Annotated in this window: 21 protein-coding genes and 2 tRNA genes; 13 read left to right on the forward strand and 10 right to left on the reverse strand. The window is 75.3% G+C overall.

Annotated features, from left to right (window positions below; translation table 11 throughout):
* Positions 1 to 61: 61 nt before the first annotated feature.
* Positions 62 to 562: a DUF3145 domain-containing protein gene (locus ACFU9A_RS15020; protein ID WP_430576081.1), complete on the reverse strand. Its 501-nt coding sequence runs from the start codon at positions 560 to 562 to the stop codon at positions 62 to 64.
* A 158-nt stretch (positions 563 to 720) separates the two neighbouring features.
* Positions 721 to 1,206 carry a peptide deformylase gene (gene def, locus ACFU9A_RS15025; RefSeq protein WP_430576082.1) on the reverse strand — a complete coding sequence of 162 codons (486 nt, stop codon included), beginning with the start codon at positions 1,204 to 1,206 and terminating at the stop codon, positions 721 to 723.
* Positions 1,207 to 1,287: 81 nt separating this feature from the next.
* Here def and ACFU9A_RS15030 point away from each other — a divergent pair, with 81 nt between their 5' ends.
* Positions 1,288 to 2,469, forward strand: coding sequence for an acyltransferase family protein (locus ACFU9A_RS15030; RefSeq protein WP_430576083.1), 1,182 nt, complete (start codon positions 1,288 to 1,290; stop codon positions 2,467 to 2,469).
* Here the strand turns inward: ACFU9A_RS15030 and ACFU9A_RS15035 are convergent.
* Positions 2,433 to 2,810, reverse strand: a complete 378-nt coding sequence (locus tag ACFU9A_RS15035; RefSeq protein WP_430576084.1) for a DUF488 domain-containing protein — start codon at positions 2,808 to 2,810, stop codon at positions 2,433 to 2,435. The genes ACFU9A_RS15030 and ACFU9A_RS15035 overlap by 37 nt on opposite strands.
* 65 nt (positions 2,811 to 2,875) lie before the next feature.
* Here ACFU9A_RS15035 and ACFU9A_RS15040 point away from each other — a divergent pair.
* Together ACFU9A_RS15040 and ACFU9A_RS15045 are read left to right on the forward strand one after the other, a co-directional pair.
* Positions 2,876 to 2,949: transfer RNA gene (locus tag ACFU9A_RS15040), tRNA-Ile, on the forward strand.
* Positions 2,950 to 3,013: 64 nt separating this feature from the next.
* Positions 3,014 to 3,427 carry a PLD nuclease N-terminal domain-containing protein gene (locus tag ACFU9A_RS15045; RefSeq protein WP_430576085.1) on the forward strand — a complete coding sequence of 138 codons (414 nt, stop codon included), beginning with the start codon at positions 3,014 to 3,016 and terminating at the stop codon, positions 3,425 to 3,427.
* Between the two features lie 31 nt (positions 3,428 to 3,458).
* Here the strand turns inward: ACFU9A_RS15045 and ACFU9A_RS15050 are convergent, their stop codons facing one another.
* On the reverse strand, positions 3,459 to 3,935 hold the full coding sequence (locus tag ACFU9A_RS15050) for a hypothetical protein (RefSeq protein WP_430576086.1): 477 nt from the start codon (positions 3,933 to 3,935) through the stop codon (positions 3,459 to 3,461).
* Between the two features lie 113 nt (positions 3,936 to 4,048).
* Here ACFU9A_RS15050 and ACFU9A_RS15055 point away from each other — a divergent pair, with 113 nt between their 5' ends.
* From ACFU9A_RS15055 to ACFU9A_RS15065, 3 genes are all read left to right on the forward strand, one after another.
* Complete coding sequence (locus ACFU9A_RS15055) at positions 4,049 to 4,564, forward strand: hypothetical protein (protein WP_430576087.1); 516 nt, start codon at positions 4,049 to 4,051, stop codon at positions 4,562 to 4,564.
* 51 nt (positions 4,565 to 4,615) lie between these two features.
* Positions 4,616 to 4,688 (forward strand) — tRNA-Asn (locus ACFU9A_RS15060).
* Between the two features lie 300 nt (positions 4,689 to 4,988).
* Entirely contained in the window at positions 4,989 to 5,162 is a 174-nt protein-coding gene (locus ACFU9A_RS15065; RefSeq protein WP_430576088.1) for a CsbD family protein, read from the forward strand.
* A gap of 87 nt (positions 5,163 to 5,249) precedes the next feature.
* Here ACFU9A_RS15065 and ACFU9A_RS15070 read toward each other — a convergent pair whose 3' ends face one another.
* From ACFU9A_RS15070 to ACFU9A_RS15080, 3 genes are read right to left on the reverse strand one after another with little or no spacing between them, the layout of a single operon-like run.
* Positions 5,250 to 6,182 (reverse strand): ribokinase, encoded by a 933-nt coding sequence (locus ACFU9A_RS15070; protein WP_430576089.1) that lies wholly within the window; start codon positions 6,180 to 6,182, stop codon positions 5,250 to 5,252.
* 38 nt (positions 6,183 to 6,220) lie between these two features.
* On the reverse strand, positions 6,221 to 7,189 hold the full coding sequence (locus ACFU9A_RS15075; RefSeq protein WP_430576090.1) for a nucleoside hydrolase: 969 nt from the start codon (positions 7,187 to 7,189) through the stop codon (positions 6,221 to 6,223).
* Positions 7,190 to 7,242: 53 nt separating this feature from the next.
* Positions 7,243 to 8,676 carry an MFS transporter gene (locus tag ACFU9A_RS15080; protein WP_430576091.1) on the reverse strand — a complete coding sequence of 478 codons (1,434 nt, stop codon included), beginning with the start codon at positions 8,674 to 8,676 and terminating at the stop codon, positions 7,243 to 7,245.
* A 132-nt stretch (positions 8,677 to 8,808) separates the two neighbouring features.
* Here ACFU9A_RS15080 and ACFU9A_RS15085 point away from each other — a divergent pair, with 132 nt between their 5' ends.
* Both ACFU9A_RS15085 and ACFU9A_RS15090 read left to right on the forward strand, forming a co-directional pair.
* Entirely contained in the window at positions 8,809 to 9,597 is a 789-nt protein-coding gene (locus tag ACFU9A_RS15085; protein WP_430576092.1) for a GntR family transcriptional regulator, read from the forward strand.
* A gap of 52 nt (positions 9,598 to 9,649) precedes the next feature.
* A complete protein-coding gene (locus ACFU9A_RS15090) occupies positions 9,650 to 11,104 on the forward strand; it encodes an MDR family MFS transporter (protein ID WP_430576093.1) in 1,455 nt (484 codons plus the stop codon).
* Between the two features lie 31 nt (positions 11,105 to 11,135).
* Here ACFU9A_RS15090 and ACFU9A_RS15095 read toward each other — a convergent pair whose 3' ends face one another.
* Positions 11,136 to 12,320, reverse strand: coding sequence for an FAD-dependent monooxygenase (locus tag ACFU9A_RS15095; RefSeq protein WP_430576094.1), 1,185 nt, complete (start codon positions 12,318 to 12,320; stop codon positions 11,136 to 11,138).
* A gap of 63 nt (positions 12,321 to 12,383) precedes the next feature.
* Here ACFU9A_RS15095 and ACFU9A_RS15100 point away from each other — a divergent pair, with 63 nt between their 5' ends.
* The 4 genes from ACFU9A_RS15100 to ACFU9A_RS15115 all read left to right on the forward strand — a co-directional run bounded on the left by ACFU9A_RS15100 (position 12,384) and on the right by ACFU9A_RS15115 (position 15,592).
* Positions 12,384 to 13,013 (forward strand): TetR/AcrR family transcriptional regulator, encoded by a 630-nt coding sequence (locus ACFU9A_RS15100; protein ID WP_430576095.1) that lies wholly within the window; start codon positions 12,384 to 12,386, stop codon positions 13,011 to 13,013.
* Positions 13,014 to 13,189: 176 nt separating this feature from the next.
* Positions 13,190 to 13,957 carry an alpha/beta hydrolase gene (locus ACFU9A_RS15105; protein ID WP_430576096.1) on the forward strand — a complete coding sequence of 256 codons (768 nt, stop codon included), beginning with the start codon at positions 13,190 to 13,192 and terminating at the stop codon, positions 13,955 to 13,957.
* Between the two features lie 60 nt (positions 13,958 to 14,017).
* Entirely contained in the window at positions 14,018 to 14,962 is a 945-nt protein-coding gene (locus ACFU9A_RS15110; protein ID WP_430576097.1) for an RNA polymerase subunit sigma-70, read from the forward strand.
* 63 nt (positions 14,963 to 15,025) lie between these two features.
* Positions 15,026 to 15,592 carry a dihydrofolate reductase family protein gene (locus ACFU9A_RS15115; protein ID WP_430576098.1) on the forward strand — a complete coding sequence of 189 codons (567 nt, stop codon included), beginning with the start codon at positions 15,026 to 15,028 and terminating at the stop codon, positions 15,590 to 15,592.
* A gap of 44 nt (positions 15,593 to 15,636) precedes the next feature.
* Here the strand turns inward: ACFU9A_RS15115 and dnaG are convergent, their stop codons facing one another.
* Positions 15,637 to 17,577 carry a DNA primase gene (gene dnaG, locus ACFU9A_RS15120; protein WP_430576099.1) on the reverse strand — a complete coding sequence of 647 codons (1,941 nt, stop codon included), beginning with the start codon at positions 17,575 to 17,577 and terminating at the stop codon, positions 15,637 to 15,639.
* A gap of 9 nt (positions 17,578 to 17,586) precedes the next feature.
* Positions 17,587 to 18,522, reverse strand: a complete 936-nt coding sequence (locus tag ACFU9A_RS15125; protein WP_430576100.1) for a helix-turn-helix domain-containing protein — start codon at positions 18,520 to 18,522, stop codon at positions 17,587 to 17,589.
* Positions 18,523 to 18,615: 93 nt separating this feature from the next.
* Here ACFU9A_RS15125 and ACFU9A_RS15130 point away from each other — a divergent pair, with 93 nt between their 5' ends.
* Positions 18,616 to 19,071, forward strand: a complete 456-nt coding sequence (locus ACFU9A_RS15130) for a VOC family protein (RefSeq protein WP_430576101.1) — start codon at positions 18,616 to 18,618, stop codon at positions 19,069 to 19,071.
* The last annotated feature ends 7 nt before the right edge of the window (positions 19,072 to 19,078 follow it).

Consider the following 19,078-nt stretch of genomic DNA (forward strand, 5'->3'; position numbering starts at 1 on the left):
CACGACGACGCCCCGCCACCTCGCGAGAGGTGGCGGGGCGTCGTCGTGCGTGCGTCCGGGCTCAGCCCACCCGGTGCAGCCAGCGCACGGGGGCCCCGGCGCCGGCGTAGCGGAACGGCTCGAGCTCGTCGTCCCAGGCCCGGCCCAGCGCCAGGTCGAGCGCCTCGCGCACGCCGCGGCCGTCGTGCGCCGAGTCCAGCGCCGCGCGCACCCGGTCCTCGGGGACGACGACGTTGCCGTGCACGTCCGTCATGGCGTGGAAGATGCCGAGGTCAGGGGTGTGCGACCAGCGGGCGCCGTCGGCGCCGTGGCTCGCCTCCTCCGTCACCTCGTAGCGCAGGTGGTCCCAGCCCCGCAGGGCAGAGGCCAACCGGGCACCCGTTCCCTGGGCGCCCTGCCACGAATACTCGGCACGGAACAGTCCGCGCCCCGCCGGCTGGGCTGTCCAGTCCAGCGAGACACGTCCCCCGAGCACGTTTGCTGCCGCCCACTCGAGGTGAGGGCAGAGCGCACGGGGTGCCGAGTGCACGAACAGCACACCACGGGTAATCGCACCAGCCATGTTGTCCTCCCTGGTTCCGAGGTCCGTCTTCCCCTACGTCCTCGAACCGGTCGGCCTGCTGGTCGGCGAGCTCCGACGGTGTGTCGTCTTGACACATCCTGCCCGATGGCGGGCGGCCGTGCGAGAGGAAACGCAGACTTGAGCAGTCCTTGAGGAACTCAGAGCCGTTCGCGCAGCTCCCGCATGGCCTTCTTGCGCGCGCCGCGCTCGAGGCGGTCCAGGTAGAGCATGCCGTCGAGATGGTCGGTCTCGTGCTGGAGGCAGCGGGCCATCAGCCCGGTGCCCTCGACCTCGACCTCGTTCCCGTCCAGGTCCGTGCCGACCACCCGGGCGTACCAGGCACGCGTCGTCGGGTACCAGAGACCCGGCACCGACAGGCAGCCCTCGTCGCCGTCCTGCGTCTCCTCGGACAGCTCGACGATCCGCGGGTTGAGGACGTAGCCGATCTCGTCGTCGACGTTCCAGGAGAACGCCCGCAGGTTCACGCCGATCTGGTTGGCCGCCAGGCCGGCCCGCCCGTCGGCGTCGACGGTCTCGACGAGGTCCTCGACGAGCGACCGGACCCGGTCGTCGACGGTCGTGATCTCGTCGCAGGGTGTGCGCAGCACGGGGTCGGGCAGCACCCGGATCTCTCGCATCGCCATGGGCGGCATTCTCCCACGTCGCGAGCGGGTGGCAGCGCCGATTATCACGGTTTGATAACGTGCTCAGCGATGCTACGACGGATGACTGAGTCAACCACGCCGCCCGCGCCGAGCACCAGGAGGGTCGCCCCGCCCGTGTCGGGCCGCCCCCGGCTCGCCGCGCTGGACGGCCTACGCTTCCTGGCCGCGATGGCGGTGGTCGCCTACCACTACGTGGCGGTGAACCACTCCGCGTGGGGCGCCCGTACCGAGGACTCGTTCCCCCACCTCCAGCCGATCGCCGTGTTCGGCTCCTTCGGCGTGCAGCTCTTCTTCGTGATCAGCGGCTTCGTCATCCTCATGTCGGCCTGGGGCCGCGACGTGCGGTCCTTCACCGCCTCCCGCGTGGGCCGGCTCTTCCCCGCCTACTGGTTCTCGGTCGCCGCCGTCGTCGCGCTGCTCGTGCTCGTGGCGCCCGGCCGCAAGGCGGTCGGCATCCCGGAGGCGGCGGCCAACCTCACGATGGTGCAACGGGCGTTCGGGGTGCAGGACATCGAGCCGGTGTACTGGACCCTCTGGACCGAGCTGCGGTTCTACGTGCTCATCGGGATCCTGCTGGCCGTCGGCATGACCCACCGTCGCCTCATCGCGTTCGCCGCCGTGTGGCCCGTCCTCGCGGCCGTCGCCGTCCGGTCGGGCAACGAGCTGTGGTCCACGCTGCTCGTCGGCAGCGACGCGCCGCTGTTCGCCGGCGGGATGGTCCTCTACCTGCTCACCAAGGAACGCCGCTCCCTCGTGCTCTGGCTCGTGCTGGGGCTCAACGTGGCCCTCGCGGGCGTCGTGTCGGGCCGCAGCCAGTCCCTCCGCATCGCGAACAGCACGGGCGTCACCATCGGACCGGAGACGTACTGGGTGGCGATCGTGGCCTGCTTCGCCCTCGTCGCCGTCGTGGCGCTGACGCGCATCGACCGGCTCTCGTGGCGGTGGCTCACGGTCGTGGGCGCGATGACCTACCCCCTGTACCTGCTGCACTCCTCGTGGGGGCAGTGGCTCATCGGCGAGACGAGCCCGCACCTCCCGGCGGGCGCCACGTTCGTCCTCGTCACCGGCACGATGCTCCTCGCGGCGTACCTGGTGCACCGGTTCGTGGAGCGACCGTTCGGCCCGCGGCTGCGCCACGCCGTGGCGCGGGACCTCGAGCGCACGAGCCGCGCGTTCGGCCGTGCGCCACGCGAGGCGCGTCCCGCTCAGGCGTCCGAGCCGGAGGCCGTGTCGTCCAGGTAGCCCCGCAGGACGTCGCGCAGCACCAGCGCCTGGTTGTGCTCGGTGTCGCGGGCCGAGTAGAGCAGCGTCAGCCGGGCGTCGCCGGCGCCGAGCGCCGCGAGCTCTGCGACCTCCGGGTTGCCGGCGAGCTCCGCCCGATATCGGCGCTCGAACTCCGCGAACCGGTCCGGCTCGTGGTGGAACCAGTGCCGCAGCTCCGTGGACGGCGCCACCTCCTTGCACCACCGGTCCAGGTGCGCGCGCCCCTTCGACACCCCGCGCGGCCACAGCCGGTCCACGAGCACGCGGGTCCCGTCGTCAGGCTCCGGCGGCTCGTACACGCGCTTGACGGCGATGGTCACGCCCCCATGACACCGCGCCCCCCGGCCGAGCGCACCCGCAGCGCCGGCCGGTATGCTCGCGGCGCGCCCCGTTAGCTCAGCTGGTCAGAGCAGGAGACTCATAATCTCTCGGTCGCGGGTTCAAGTCCTGCACGGGGCACCGGACGGTTCTCACCCGGTTGGGTCCGCCACGCACCGGCCGCCGACCGCTACGCTGCGGGGCCATGCCCCGCGTGCTGCTGATGCTGGCCTTCCTCGCGCTCGTCGTCTACACGTTGGTGGACGTCGTCCAGTCGGACGAGGAGGACGGCGGCGGCATCCAGAAGGGCTTCTGGATCATCATCATCCTGCTGCTGCCGTTCGCCGGGTCGATCGCCTGGCTCCTGGTGAGCCGGCGCGCCCGGGCGAACCGGCGACCGGCGCCGCGCACCGGCTACCCGGCCGGTCCCGTGCCGCCCGCGCAGTACCCGGGCCGCCGCCGCACCTGGGAGACCGCCGAGTCGGAGGCCGATCCCGACGACGACCCCGAGATGCGGTGGCTGCTGGAGCAGGCGCGGCTCAAGCACGAGCGCGAGCAGGGCGCGCGGGAGGCGACCCCTCGCCCCGACGACGAGGTGCCGGGCGGCGTGGCCGGCTAGGCCGAGCCGGGCGACCTCGCCGCTCGGGCCGTCACGAGGCCGTCAGGAGGCCCACCGCCACCACGACGACCGTGAGGACGAGGAGCGCGACACCGCTCCTCGCCGCTCGACCGGGGAGCGCGAACGCGGCGATCCCGGCCGCGAGCAGACCCGTCGCCACCGCGAGCGCCGGCAGCTCCAGCGCCGGTCCGTCGATGTTCGTGGAGAAGTAGACGCAGCAGGCGAGGAGCGCCCCGACGGGCCCGGCGGCACCCAGCACCCGCCCGCCGGCGCCGCGGCGCCACATCATCCACGTACCGACCAGGCCGGCGACGACGATCGGGACGACGATCAGGCCGGCGATCCCGTCGTGCCCGCCGAACGCGGCGACCAGGTAGAAGAACGCGACGAACGGCATCGCGACGAGCGTCACGAGACCGGTCACGACCAGTCCGACCATGTCGCGCCGCGTCGCACGCGGGTCCGTGGTCGGGGAGGCGGCGGGCGCCGGGGGCGCGAGGTCAGCCACGGGCGGAGCTCCGGACGGGTGCGGCGGTGCGGGACATGGTCACGGGCACATCCTGCCGTGCGGCCGCCGCGAGGACGCCCCGCGACCACGGCCGACCTCGGTACGGTGGCGCCATGTGGTTCAGCCGGTCCCCCCTGCCCGACGACGTGCGCCGCGCGCTGCCCCTCGCCCGCGGGGAGCGCGTCCTCGCGTCCGCCGACCTCGCCGACGGCCGCTGGGCGGTCGCGACCACCGCCGACCTCGTCGTCGTCGGGCCGGAGCCGCAGGACGTCGGCACGCGCCGCCCGTGGTGCGACGTCGACCGGGGCGTGTTCGACCCCGAGCGGTCCGAGCTGCAGATCTCCTGGGTGGACGCCGCACCGGACCTCGTGCTGCGCCTCGTCGACCCCGAGCGCACCCCGTTCCCCCAGGCCCTGCGCGAACGCGTGCAGTGGTCGGTGGTGCTCTCCGAGACCGTCGCCGTCCCCGGCGGCGGCGACGTGAAGGTCGCCGTGCGGCGGACGGCGGGCGGCCGGTTCTTCTCCCAGGCGGTCGCCGGGCCGGGGGTCGACCTCGACGACCCCGCCGTCGCCCGAGTGGTGGACGCCACGGAGTCCAGGGTCCGAGGGGCGTCCGGACTACCGGTGTAGGCCTGGTAATGTTCTTCCCGGTTCGAAGGCCACGGCCCGACGACCGAGCGATCCCGCGTAGCTCAGCTGGCAGAGCATCCGACTGTTAATCGGACGGTCGTTGGTTCAAGTCCAACCGCGGGAGCCGAGACGAGGCCCTGGACCCCTGTGGGGGTGCGGGGCCTCTTGTCGTCTCCGGTCGCGGTGCGCCCCGGCGACGCGAACCAGGGCCGCGACCGGCGTCGCCGGACGTGCGAGGAACGAGCTCCTGTGCCATCGTCGGCGGGCCAGCGAATCGGAGTTATTTCCGAATAGTCGGTTTACGCACGAGCGACGGGAGACGCGCGGCGCTCCTGAACCACCGGGCGCTCGAGACCAGGGCGCCCACCGTCCGAAGGCCCGGCATCACCGGCCGCGGACATCGGCACCACCGAGGAGAGACAGCATGGGTATCGGAGACAAGGCCAAGCACACCGCCGAAGAGGTCGCCGGCAAGGTCAAGGAAGGCGCCGGCAAGGCCACGGACGACGAGCGGCTCGAGGCCGAGGGCAAGAAGGACCAGACGGCCGCCAACCTGAAGAAGGCCGGCGACGACGTCAAGGACGCCTTCGACAAGTAGTCCCCGACGACGGCGAAGGGCGGGGTCGACGACCCCGCCCTTCGCGCGTCCTCGCCGGGCCGCCTCGCTCGACGACACACGGCTCTGTCAGGGGAGCTCGTCGCCCCCGCGCGGGTAGGACGGCTGCGCGCCGGAGCCGCGGACGGCGAACGCGCCGACGCGGGCGGCGAGCCGGGCGGCGTCGACCAGACCGGTCCCCCGCGCGAGCTCGCCCGCGAGGGCGCCGACGAACGCGTCGCCGGCACCCGTCGTGTCGACCGCGGCGACACGCGGCGACGGGACGGCGACCACGCCGTCGACGCCGTGCCCGGCGACCAGCGCGCCCTGCGCGCCGCGCGTGAGCACGACGGAGGGGACGCCGAGGCGCCGCAGCGCGGCGACGACGTCCTCGTCGGAGAGCTCGGCGCCCGTCGGGCCGCCGTGCTCGAGCAGGCCGAGGGCGGCGTGCGCCTCGTGCTCGTTGACCACCAGCGGGTCGGCACCGCGCAGCACGGCCGGGTCGACGTCGATCACGGGCGCCAGGTTGACCACCACGCGCCCGCCGGCCAGCCGGGCCGCCTCCTCGATCCCGTCGCGCGGGATCTCGCCCTGCAGCACCACCACGGCGGCCGTGTCGAGCAGGTCGGCGTGCCGCCGCACCTGCGCGGCGCCCACCGCGGCGTTCGCGCCGGGGATCACCACGATGGCGTTCTCGCCGTCGGCCGCGACGGTCACGACGGCGACCCCCGTGCCGCCCGGCACCACGTCGAGCCGCGCGAGGTCCACCCCGGCGTCGCGCAGGCCGGAGGTGGCGGCCTGCGCGAACTCGTCCTCGCCGACCGCCCCGACGAACGCGACCCGCGCCCCCAGCAGGGCGGCGGCCACCGCCTGGTTGGCCCCCTTGCCGCCGGGGAGCACCTGGAGGTCGCGGCCCAGCACCGTCTCCCCCGGCGCCGGGTGCACGGTGGTGCGGGCCAGCAGGTCGGCGTTGGTGGACCCCACGACGACGACGGTCGCAGGCTCGGCGGGGCTGGTGGTCATGGTCTCTCCGGTTCGTGGGGCGGGCGGCGGGGCGGCGGTCAGAGGCCGCGCAGGCGCTCGACCAGGTGGGGCGCCAGCGGCGAGTCCGTGGCGAGGACGACGCGGGTGCGGGCGCCGGGCACGTCGGGGTGCCCGGCGTACAGGCCGCGCAGGTCGCACAGCGTCTGGCCCCGCCCGGGGCCGTCGGTGGCGTCGACCACGACCGGCACGCGCGGCGCGACGGTGGCCCGGACGCCCCCGACCGCGATGGCCGTGGCCAGCGGGTCGTGCAGCGCCGAGCAGCGGCGGCCGAACGTGGGCACGTGGAACCCGAAGTACAGGTCCAGCACCTCGCCGAGCCAGGGCGCCAGCGCGGTGCCCGCCTCCAGGAGCGTCTTGCGGTCGGTCTCCTCGAGCAGGTTGGCCATGGTGACGTCGAGCGGCACGAGGGTGACGTCCCAGTCGGCGGAGAGCACCTCGGCGGCGGCCTCGGGATCGTTCGCGATGTTGGCCTCGGCGACCGGCGACACGTTGCCCGGGTGGAGGGCGGCGCCACCCATGACGGTCACGTCGAGCACGCGCTCGACGAGGGTCGGGTCCTCCCGGAGCGCGAGCGCGAGGTTGGTCAGCGGCCCGACGGCGACGACCCGCAGCCGGCCGGCGTGCTCGTGCGACAGCCGGAGCAGGAGCTCGACGGCCGACTCCGCCGCGGGCGTGCGGCCCGACGGCGGGAGCGTCACGTCGCCCACGCCGTTCGCGCCGTGGATGTGGGCGACCCCGCCGTCGTAGGAGCCGACCAGCGGGTCGTGCGCCCCCACGGCGACGGGCACGTCGTCGCGGCCCGCGAGCGCCAGCAGGTCGAGGGTGTTGACGGCGCCCTGCGGGGCGTCGATGTTGCCGTGGACGCTGCCGACCCCGACCAGGTCGATCTCGGGCGACGCGAGCAGGTAGGCGAGGGCGAGCGAGTCGTCGACGCCGGTGTCGCAGTCGAGGTAGAGGGGGGCGGCGGACGGGGCGTGCTGGGTCACGGATGATCCTTCGCGGTCGTGGGAGCGGGGTCCAGTGTCGCGCACCGGAGCGGTCATGCCTGACCGCCGGGGGCGGCGGCGGGGCGCGCGACCAGCAGCAGGCTGGTGCACAGCGCGAGCAGGGTGATGCCGACGGAGATCCACAGCGCGGTGGTGTACCCGCCGAGGCCGCCCTGCGCGACGAACGGGGCGACGATGCCGATGCCGAGCCCGGCGCCGATGCCGAAGGCGGAGCTGTTGAGGCCGGGCAGCGCGCCGGGGGCGTCGGGCGGGGACTGGAGCACGCCCAGGCCGTTCGCGGTCGTGAGGACGAGCCCGTTGTACGCGACGCCGAGGCCGGCGACGGCGGCGACCACGACCCAGCGGTGGGTGGGCGCGAGCGCCACGACCACGAGGAGGGCGAGGCAGGCCACCAGGCCCCAGCGCAGGACGACGACCCAGCCGTGCCGGCCCGCGAGCCAGCCGGAGAGCGGGGCCGCGAACAGCCCGATGAGCGCGGGCGGCGACAGGAAGAGCAGCGCGGACATCGACGCCGTCATGCCGAACCCGACCGTCGCGTCCTGGCTGAGCATCACGACGGTGAAGTTGACGACGGCGAACACGCTGGAGAGCGTGAGCAGCGTGGTGACGACCAGCGGCCACACCTCGCGCGAGCGCAGGTGCTGCAGCGGGAAGAGCGGCGAGCGGCGGCGACGCTCGATCTGCCAGAAGGCGACGGCGGCCACGACGGCGCCGGCGATCAAGCCGAGGGTGCCGGGCGCCGTCCAGCCCTGTGCCGGGCCCTGGTTGACGAACAGGGTGACGCAGACCAGCGTCACCGACAGGGCGGCGGCGCCCCACCAGTCCATGGCGCCCGTGACGGCGGGCCGACCGGCGGCGGGCACGGTGCGCAGCACGCACACGAGGGCGAGCAGCCCGACGGCGACGATCACGACGAACACCGAGCGGTAGCCGAAGCGGTCCGTGAGCAGGCCGCCCACGAACCCGTCGACGCCGCCGACGCCGCCGTTGATCGCGGTCACGACGCCGAGCGCGGTGCCGAAGACACGGGCGGCGAGCCGTTCGCTGAGGATGATGTACGACAGCTGGAAGATCGCGCTCGACGTGCCCTGCATGACGCGGCCGGCCAGCAGCAGCGGGAGGCTGTGCGCCAGGAGGCACACCACGGTGCCGGTGAGCATGATCCCGAGGGTGAGGAGCATGATCCGCCGGCGGCCGACGTAGTCGCTCCAGCGGCTGAGCACGACGCCTGCCACGGCCCCGGCGAGGAAGAAGTACGAGGAGACGCCCGCGACGTCGTCGGCGCCGACGCCGAGCTCGCGGGCGATGGCGGGCAGCGCCGGCGTCACCATGCTGGCGCCGAGCTGGAACGCCACGACGGCGACCAGGAGCGAGGCGACCAGGGTGGCGGCCGCGCGGCCGGTCAGCCCCGTCTCGGGGGTGCGCGCGGACGCGTCGGCGTCGCGCGAGGCGGTGGATGTGTGCACGAGGACTCCTTCGTCACGGCCCGCGACGGCGCGGGATCGTTGGACATCATACGACCTTGTATGACGTCTAAGCACCAGGCCTCTGACGTGCTTGAATGGACCGACCCCACCGCACCGACCCCGGAGGAACGCGTGGACCAGCCCGTCGCCGAGCTCCTGTCCCGCCCCGTCGCCGTCCCGCCGGGGCAGCCGATGCGGGTGGCCGTCTACTCCCGGATGGCGGACGGGATCCGGCGCGCGGTGTTCCCCCTCGGCTCGGTGCTGCCCAACGAGACCGACCTCGGCACGGCCCTCGGCGTCTCCCGCACCGTGGTGCGCGAGGCCCTGATGCTGCTCGAGGAGGACGGACTCATCCAGACGCGCCGGGGCATCGGTCGCTTCGTCGCCGCGGCGCTCCCCCGCGCCGGCCTGGAGCGGGTCCGCCCGTACGAGCAGGTCTTCGCGGACGGCGACGGCGCGGTCGACGTGCGGCGCGTCGACGTGCGCACGCAGCCCACGACCGACTTCGTCTCCGGCGCGCTCGGCCTGCGCGAGGACGCCAGCACCTGGTTCGCCGAGCACGTGCTGCTGCGCGACGGCGAGCCGGTGGCCCTCGTCCAGGAGCACCTGCCCGCCGGACGGGACCTCGCCGACGTCTCGCGCGCCGTGGCGGACGCGCTCCCCCGCGCCGTCGAGGGGCCCGGGACGCTGCTCGCCAACCTCACCGCGCAGGTGGGGCCCGTGCTCACCGCGGGCGAGTGCGAGATCGTGGCCGGCGTGCCGGGCGACACGCGCGGCGCGCTGCTCGAGGTCGACCCCGCCGACCCGGTGCTGGTCCTCACCCAGACCGCGCGCCACGGCGGGCAGCCGCTCTACCTCGCGAAGGTCATCGTGCCGCCGCGCGCCGGGCACCTGCGCGTGCTGCAGTCCGTCACCGCCTGAGCGCCCCCGGCCGCCGGGAATACCCGGTGGTTGCTCGCGGCTTGTGCCTGTCGTGCCCACGACCGGTCGTGCCTCCGTGGGCCTGCGCTCCGAGCGCGGGCCCATCCTCCTGTCCCTCATGCTCGCGACGGCGCTGGTCGCGCTCGACGCCACGATCATCGCCACGGCGTCGGCGACGATCGCCCGCGAGCTCGGCGGCTTCGACCAGCTCCCCTGGCTGTTCTCCACCTACCTGCTCGCCCAGGCCGTCAGCACGCCGGTGTTCGGGCGGCTCGCCGACGTGCTGGGGCGCAAGCGCCTCATGCTCGCCGGCGTCGCCCTCTTCTTCGCCGGGTCGCTGGTGGCCGGCCTCGCGCCCACGATGGGCGTCCTCATCGCCGGGCGCGTGCTCCAGGGCCTCGGCGCCGGCGCCGTCATGCCCGTGTCGATGACCATCGCGGCGGACATCTACACGCTCGAGGAACGCGCCAGGACCCAGGGCTACCTCGCGTCGGTGTGGGCGATCTCCGCCGTCGTCGGCCCCACCCTCGGCGGCGTGTTCTCGCAGTTCACGAGCTGGCGCTGGATCTTCCTCGTCAACATCCCGCTCTGCCTGCTCGCCGCCTGGATGCTGGCCCGCCGCTACCACGAGCCCGCGCGCGAGGGCGCCCGCGAGCCGATCGACTACCTCGGCGCCTCGCTCCTCGCCGCCGGCAGCACGCTGCTGCTCCTGGGCCTGCTCGAGGGCGGCACCCGGTGGGCATGGAACTCGCTCCCGTCGGTGGTGGTCTTCGCGGTCGCGGTGCTGCTGCTCGCCGGCTTCGCCGTGCACAGCCGCCGCGCCCGGCACCCGATCGTGGACCTCGCCATCCTGCGCCGCCGCGTGGTCGGCGTCTCGACCTCCGTCTCCCTCCTCGTCGGCGTGGTGGTGCTCGCGCTGTCCACCTACGTGCCGATCTACGCCCAGGGCGTGCTCGGCACCGGCCCGCTCGTCGCGGGCTTCGCCCTCGCCGCGATGACCATCGGCTGGCCCCTGTCCGCATCGAACGCCGGACGGCTCTACCTGCGGATCGGGTTCCGCCTCACCGCCGTGATCGGCACGTCCCTGGCGCTGGTGGGCACGGCGCTCACGCTGCTGCTCGCGTCCGGGTCGTCCGTGCTCGCCGTCGCGGGCGCGTGCTTCGTCATCGGCGCGGGCATGGGCCTCACGGCCGTGCCGACCCTCATCGCGGCGCAGTCGCAGGCGTCGTTCACCGAGCGCGGCGCCGTCACCGGCACCAACATGTTCGCCCGGTCGATCGGCTCGGCCGTCGGCGTGGCCGTCTGCGGCGCGATCGTCAACGCCCGCACCACCGTGGGCGCCGACGGCACCCCCGAGGGCCCCGGGCTGATGGCGGCGCTCCACCTCGTCTTCGCGCTGCTGGTCGGCGTGGCCGCCCTGCTCGTCGTCCTCGCGGCGTTCATGCCCGCCGACCTGCAGGCGGCCCGCGAGCGCCGCGCCGCGACGGCGGACGTCGCGCCCGCCTGACCCACGGACCCCCACGGACCCGCACAGCCGGTCAGGGCAGGCCGGGGGGCGTCCAGCCCATGACGGCGCGGGTACCACGGGTGATCACCGACGTCGGGGTGCGGCGCATCAGCGAGTTGCGCAGGCCCTGCCAGCGCGGCCCCAGGTGCGAGCCGAACCGGCCGCTGGCGACCGAGGCCCGCGCGAGCGCCCGGCACCGGGGGCGGCGGGCGGCGTCGTACGCGGCGAGCGCGTCGCCGAGCGACCGGCCGGACGCGACGCCGGCGGCCACGATGCGCCCTACGCAGACGCCGTCCTCCAGCGCGGTCGCCGCGCCCTGCCCCATCGTGGGCAGGGTGGCGTGCGCCGCGTCGCCGACCATGACGACGCGGCCGCGCACGTAGCGCGGCAGCCCGCCCGGCAGGTGGTGCACGTCGTGGCGGAGCACCGCGCCCGGCGGCGTGGCGGCGACGACGTCCTGCACCTCCTGCGCCCAGCCGGCGAACCGCTCGACGGCGGCCGCGTGCTCGTCGTCGAACCGCGTGCCCTCCGGCAGGGCCACGTACCCGTACCAGTAGCTCGCGCCGTCGCTGACGGGCATGGTGCCGAACTCCGCGCGCGCACCCCAGTACTGCCGAAGGCTCGGCCCGGCGGACAGCCCGGGCACGACGGCGCGCCAGCTCGAGTACCCCGAGTTCACGGGGAGGTGGCCCGGATACAGCGCCGCCCGGACCGCGCTGCGCACTCCGTCGGCCCCGACGACGAGGTCCGCCTCGTGCTCGTGCTCCGCCCCCGAGCGGTCGACGTGCCGCACCCGGGCGGGCGCAGCGGGGCCGCCCGCGTCGACGGTCGTCACGCGGGCGTCGGTCACGACCTCGACGCCGAGCCGTCGCGCCCGCTCCAGCAGGGCGCCGTGCAGGCGCGCGCGGTGCACGCCGCGCAGCGCCGTGCTCGCTCCCGCGGCCAGGTCGTCGGGGAGACGCAGGATCGGTCGCCCGTGGGAGTCCCACGTGCCGGCGGCCCAGGTGCGCGGCCCCATCTCCGCGACGGCCACGCCGTCGAGGCCCAGCCCGCCGAGCGCGGCCACGGCGTTGGCGGTGAGCGCGACGCCTGCGCCGACCTCGCCGACCTCCCGCGCCCGCTCGAGGACCGTCGTGCGCCACCCCGCGTCCGCGAGCGCCACGGCCGAGGCGAGCCCGCCGATGCCGCCACCGACCACGACCGCCGTGCGTGTCATCCGTCCACCTCCGCGCTCATACCACCACGTGCGTAGTGGTATTCATCTTGCCATACTGGCCGCGTGCCCAGGACGAACCCCGAGCGCCGCCGCGCCCTCACCGATGCCGCGATCGGCCTGCTCGTCGCCGCCGGGGTGCACGGCCTCAGCCACCGCGCCGTCGAGCGCGCGGCCGGCCTCCCCGCCGGGACGGCCGCGAACTACTTCCCCGGGCGCGAGGACCTGCTGGTCGCCACGGCCGAGCGGGTCGTCGAGCTGCACCTCGCCGACGCCCGCGCCGCGACCGAGGCGTCGGTCGCGGCCGAGCCCGCGGGCCGGGCGCCCAGGCACGACGGCGACCTCCACGAGCGCATGACGGACCTGCTCGCCGCCTCGCTCCTCGACGCCGCCACCGCGCACCGCGACCGCTACCTCGCGATCGCCGAGCTCCAGCTCGAGGCGCGCCGGCGCCCCGCTCTCGCCGGCGCGCTCGCCGGCCTGGCGACCCAGGCGTCCGACCTCACCGCGGCGATGCACGCCGACACCGGTCTCGACGTCGACCCCGCCGCGGTGCCCACCCTCGTGCTGCTGTACGGGGGCGCGCTGCTGACGCTCGTCACGGGGGCCGCGCCCGCCGACGCGGGCACCACCCGGCAGCTGGCCCGTGCCATCGTGCACGGCGCCCTCGCGCCCACCGCCCCGCCGGGGCGGTGAGCGGAAACACGTTGAGGCGTGCCGGTGGCGTTGCTAGCCTCGCGGAGGCCGTGCGAGACAGAGCAAGGAGGTGGTACCCGTGAACGTATCGACGTGGGTGCTCCTCCGCGGAGTCATGGTCGGGCGATAGGTCGCCCGGGAGCGCCTTTCACGCAGTCCTCCCGAAAGGCACGACCATGAGCACCTCGACCTCCTCCGCCCTCACCTTCACCTCCTCCGCGCGGCTCGACGACGGCGTCCTCGAGCGCCGCTTCGCCCTCGGCGAGATCCCCGGCATCCTCTGGACGCCCCCGAGCGCCACGCCGTCCGACCCCGCACCCCTGATCCTGCTCGGCCAACCCGGTGGCCTCGGCATGGACCGGATGTACCCCCGGCTCGCCGGCCGGGCCCACGGCGCCGCGGTCGACGGCTTCGCGGCCGCCGCCCTCGAGCTCCCGGGCAGCGGCGACCGGCCGCCGCTGCCCGGGGCGGACCAGGTCCGCGCGGACCTGCGCGCGGCGATCACCGCCGGCGAGCCCGTCTCCGGCGACATCGTCGACCGGCTGGTCCTCCCCCTCGTGGACCGGTCCGTACCGGAGATGCGGTCCGCCCTGGACGCGCTCCTCGCCCTCCCGGAGGTCGCCGGGCCGGTCGGCTTCTCCGGCGGCGTGATCGCCGTCGGCGTCCGCCTGGCGCTGGTCGAGCCGCGCATCGTGGCCGCCGGGCTCTTCGCCGGCAGCTACGTGCCTCGGTCCACCCTGGACGAGGCGCGCCGTGTCACCATCCCGCTGCACGTGCTGCTGCAGTGGGACGACGAGGGCAACGACCGCCAGGCCGCCCTCGACCTGTTCGACGCCTTCGGGTCCGCCGAGAAGACCCTGCAGGCCAACCTCGGCGGCCACACCGGCGTCCCCGCCTTCGCCGGCGAGGACGCGGCACGGTTCTTCGCGCGGCACCTCCGGTGAGGCGGCGCCCCGCCCGCCGCGCCCGGGCGGGCGGGGCCCGGCCTGCGCCATGATGACGCCGTGGACCTCGACCTCGAGCCCTACCGCCGCGAGCTCGTCGCCTACTGCTACCGGATGACGGGCTCGTTCCACGAGGCCGAGGACCTGACGCAGGACGTGATGCTGCGGGCGTGGCGCGCCCGCGACCGGTACGACCCGGCGCGGGCGTCGCAGCGGACGTGGCTCTACCGGATCGCGACGAACGTCTGCCTCACCGCGCTCGAGCACCGGGCGCGGCGGCCCCTGCCGTCCGGGCTCGGCGCGCCGAGCGACGACCCGGGGGCGCCGCTCACCCCGGCCGCCGACGTGCCGTGGCTGCAGCCGTTCCCCGACGCCCGGTACGACACGGCCGCCCGCACCGACCTCCGGCTCGCCCTGGTGGCCGCGATGCAGTCCCTCCCGCCCCGTCAGCGCGCCGTGCTGCTGCTGCGCGAGGTGCTCGAGCTCAGCGCGGCCGAGGTGGCACAGCTGCTCGGCACCAGCGTCGCGGGCGTCAACAGCGCGCTCCAACGGGCCCGCGCGGCCGTCGCGCACGTCGGCGCGGCCGAGGACGTCGGCGACCCGGACGACGCCGGGACCCGCGCCGCCGTCCAGCGGTACGTGCAGGCGTTCGAGGCGGCCGACGTCACCGCGCTGGTGCGGCTGCTCACCGCCGACGCGGTGCTCGAGATGCCGCCCGTGCCCCTCTGGTACCGCGGGCGGGACGACTACGGCCGCTTCATCGAGCGGGTGTTCGCGATGAACGGGACCGGCTGGTCGGTGCGCACCCTGACGGCGAACGGGCAGCCGGCCCTCGCCGCCTACGCGCCGGCGCCGGGCGGAGGGCACCGGCTGCACACCCTCCAGGTCCTCACGGTGACCGGCGGCCTCGTGTCGTCCAACGTGGTCTTCATCGACCCCGGCGTCCTCGCGTCGTTCGACCTGCCCCCGACGCTCGACGGCGAGGGGCTCGCGCCGCCGCGATGAGTTCCGGTGCCCTCGGCGGTACGTACGGACGACCTGTCCGACCGTCGACCGAGAGGCACCACCATGAGCACCGTCGTGATCGAGTTCATCACCCTGGACGGCGTCGTCTCCGACCCCGACCCGTCGACCGGCGCGCCGCACGCGGGCTGGGCGTTCCGGCACGGCCCCGAGCCGGTCTCCGGCGACGCCTTCCGGCTCGGGAGCACCCTGGACGAGGGCGTCCTGCTGCTCGGGCGCCGCACCTGGGAGCTGTTCGCCCGGATCTGGCCGCACCGCGACGACCCGTTCGCCGCGCGGATGAACGCCGCGGCCAAGCTCGTCGCGTCCCGCAGCCTCGCCGACGAGGCCGCCGGGCGGACCTGGCCGGGCTCGCGGGTGGTCGCGGGCGACCTGGTGGACGCCGCACGCCGCGAGGAGCGGGACGTCGTCGTCATGGGCAGCGTGAGCGTGGTGCGCGCCCTGCTTGCGGCCGACCTCGTCGACGAGTACCGGCTGCTGACGTTCCCCACCGTGCTGGGCGACGGGGAACGACTCTTCCCCGCGGGGTCCGCACCCGCGGAGCTGGAGTGCCTGGCCGTGGAGCAGGCCGGGGCGGCGGTCCGGACGCGGTACCGGCGGGTCCGCGCCTGACCGCGAGCGGCAACGGAGGCCGGGCCCGGGGCGCACGCCCGGGCTCAGGCCCCGTCGCGCAGCGTGCGCCGCTGCTGCTCGATGGCGAGCAGGTCGGTGAACGCCTGCTGGTAGGCGGCCGGGTCCTTCTCGGCGTCGAGGCGCTGCAGGCGGCTCTTGGCGTCGGCGATGCGCCGCGTGAGGCCGAGGTCCACGAGGGCGCGCACGACGTCGGCCACGTACTTGCCGATGACCGCCTCGCGGTCCTCCGGGACCGGGGCGACGGCGAGCTCCGTCACCAGCGGCGCGACGGTCTCCGGCGCCTGCTCCGCGACGCTCTCCACCCACCGGCCGCCGTCCACGTCGCGACCGGCCGCGACGCCGCCCGCGGCGCGCACGGCGTCGTGCACCGCGCGCCACGCGGGGACGCCGAACGCCGCCTCGCCCAGCTCGTCGAACGACGCGGGCACGTGCTGCGGGTACTGCAGGACGACGATCAGGGCCTGGCGTTCCAGCCGAGCCACCGGGTCGCGCGGGTCGGGCGCCGCGAGGACCGGCACCGCGGGCGCGGCCTCCGGCTCGGCCCGGGAGTCGCGGCGCTGGTCGTGGTCGGGCCTGGCGCGCGCCGGCGTCGAGGCCGCGCGCGCCACCTCCCGGCGCACGTCCTCGGTGTCGATGCCGATCCACCGCGCGAGCGAGCGGGCGTAGCCGAGCTGCATCGACCGGTCGCGGATGCCCGCCACCAGCGGCGCCGCGGCGCGCAGGGCGCCGACGCGGCCCTCCACCGTGTCGAGGTCGAACGTGTCGAGGGTGGTGCGGATGACGAACTCGAAGAGCGGCTGGCGGCCGTCGACGAGCGCGCGCACCCCCTCCGGCCCGCGCGCCATGCGCAGCTCGCAGGGGTCCATGCCGCTGGGCTCGACCGCGACGAACGTCTGCGCGTGGAAGCGCTGGTCCTCGCCGAACGCGCGCACGGCGGCCTTCTGCCCGGCCGCGTCGCCGTCGAACGTGAAGATCACCTCGCCGCCCAGCGACGCCCCCGACGCGAGCTGCAGCCCGCCGCCGGCGGTGGTGTCGCCGAGCAGGCGCCGCACCACCTTGGCGTGCTCGGCCCCGAACGCGGTGCCGCAGGTGGCCACCGCGGACTCGACGCCGGACAGGTGCGCCGCCATGACGTCGGTGTAGCCCTCGACGATCACGACGCGCTTGCCCTGCGCGATCGACCGCTTGGCCAGGTCGATCCCGTACAGCACCTGAGACTTCTTGTAGAGGGACGTCTCGGGGGTGTTGAGGTACTTGGGGCCCTGGTCGTCGTCGTACAGGCGGCGGGCGCCGAAGCCGATCACGGCCCCGGTGACGTCGCGGATCGGCCACACGAGGCGCCCGCGGAACCGGTCGTAGATGCCGCGCTGGCCCTGGCTGACCAGACCGGAGGCGACCAGTTCGGCCTGCGTGAACCCACGGCCCTGCAGGTGGCGCAGCAGCGCGTCCCAGCCCGTCGGGGCGTAGCCGACGCCGAAGTGCTCGGCGTCGGCGCGGTCGAAGCTGCGCTCCGCGAGGAACGCGCGACCGGCCTGCGCCCCCGGGCCGAAGAGCTGCTCGGCGTAGAACTCGGCGGCCACCTTGTGCGCCTCGACGAGGCGCTGGCGCTTGCCCGGTTCCTCCCGGCGGCCGCGGTCCGCGGCGGCGCCCGTGCGGGAGTCCTCGTAGCGCAGCTGCACCCCCACGCGGTCCGCGAGGAACTCGACGGCGTCCGTGAACCCCATGCCGTCGACCTTCTGCACGAAGGAGATGACGTCGCCGCCCTCGCCGCACCCGAAGCAGTGCCAGCGCCCGACGCCGGGCCGCACGTGGAACGACGGCGTCCGCTCGTCGTGGAAGGGGCACAACCCCTTGAGGGATCCCACCCCCGCGGGCTTCAGCGTCACGTGCGCGGAGACGATCTCCTCGATCCGCGCGCGCTCTCGTACCGCCTCGACATCCTCCCGCTTGATCAGCCCCGCCACGGGCCGAGTCTATGCGCGCCCGGCGCCGACCAGGTCGGCCGTCCCCCGCGTCCGGCCGGCGAGCGACCCGACCTCGTCCCGCGACGCCGCGCAGCGCCGTGCGTAGGCGGCCGGCGGCATCCCGAGGGCGCGCGCGAAGTCGGTGCTCAGGTGGGCCTGGTCGTAGTAGCCGACGGCGGCGGCCAGGTCCGCAAGGGGGCGCGCGGGGTCGGCGGCGACCAGGTCCGCCGCGAGGTGCACGCGGTGCCGCTGGAGCACCCACTTGGGGCTCACGCCGACCCAGGCGGCGAACAGCCGCTGCAGGGAGCGCGGCGTCGTGCCCGCGAGCGCGGCGAGTTCGGCCACGCCGGCGTCGGGCCCGAGCTCTCCCCCGACCACCGCGGCGAGCACCCGGGCGACGCGGTCCAGCGCGTCGCCCGCGCGGGGCGTGCGCCGGACCGCCGCCGCCGCGCGCAGCAGCGGCGTGACCTCCGCGACGGCCGCCGCGTCGTCCCCGGCCCGGGCCGCGGCGACCGCGCGCCGCCCGGCGACCTCGACGTCGGCGCCGGTCGGCCCGCCCGGTCCGGTCGCCAGGGCGCTCGCCGCGGGCGCGACCAGGCCGGGGCGCAGGGCGTCGGGCCCGTCGAGCAGGACGCGCAGGGCACCCGGCCGCAGTTTGGTGCCCAGCACCGCGCCCGCGCCCCGCAGCGTCCGCTCGAACAGCCCGCCGGGGATGCCGTGCACCGCGAACCCGTCGGCCTCGGCGACCACGTTCGCGTTCGGGTGCGGGATGACCACCTGCGTGAACTCGACGCCCGGCGGCAGGTCCCACCGCACCACCCAGTGCCGCTCCACCAGGTCGGCGAGGTCCGGAGCCGGGTCCAGGCGCACCAGCGCGAACCCGCCGCGGGCCGCCGTCGGGTCGACGATGCCGCGGGTGGACGCCGTCGGTCGCGGTTCGAACACCTGTCGCATTCCTCCAAGACTGCCCCCACCCTCCGACACCAGCATGGGGAACGTCAGCCGGCCCTGGCCGGAGCACCGCTGGAGGGAGCCCCCATGGACCTGTCACCCCTGCACCCCAACCTCACGGTCGCCGACCCGCGGGCCGCGATCGACTTCTACGTCGCCGGCCTGGGCGCCGAGGTGATCGACGAGATCACCGCGGGGGACGCGATCATCCACTCGGACCTGAGGATCGCCTCCGGCTCGGCCTGGTCGACGTTCACCGTCGCCGCCGCGTTCCCGTCCGAGGGCGCGGTGGCGCCCGAGCCGGGCGGCGGCACCACGGGCTCGTTCACCCTCAACGTGGACGACGCCGACGCCGCGCACGCCCGCGCGGTCGCGGCCGGCGCCACCAGCACGCAGGAGCCGGGCGACTGGTTCCCGGGGTTCCGGCAGGCGGCCGTCCGCTGTCCGGCGGGGCACCGCTGGTTCTTCGCGCAGGTCGCCGACCACGTCACGCCCGAGGACGTGCAGCGCGCCAGCGACGCGTGGATGGCCGAGCAGTCCTGACCCGGGT

Origin of the sequence: Isoptericola sp. NPDC057653, assembly GCF_042799955.1 — a bacterium.
In the GTDB taxonomy this organism is placed as follows: Bacteria; Actinomycetota; Actinomycetes; order Actinomycetales; family Cellulomonadaceae; genus Isoptericola.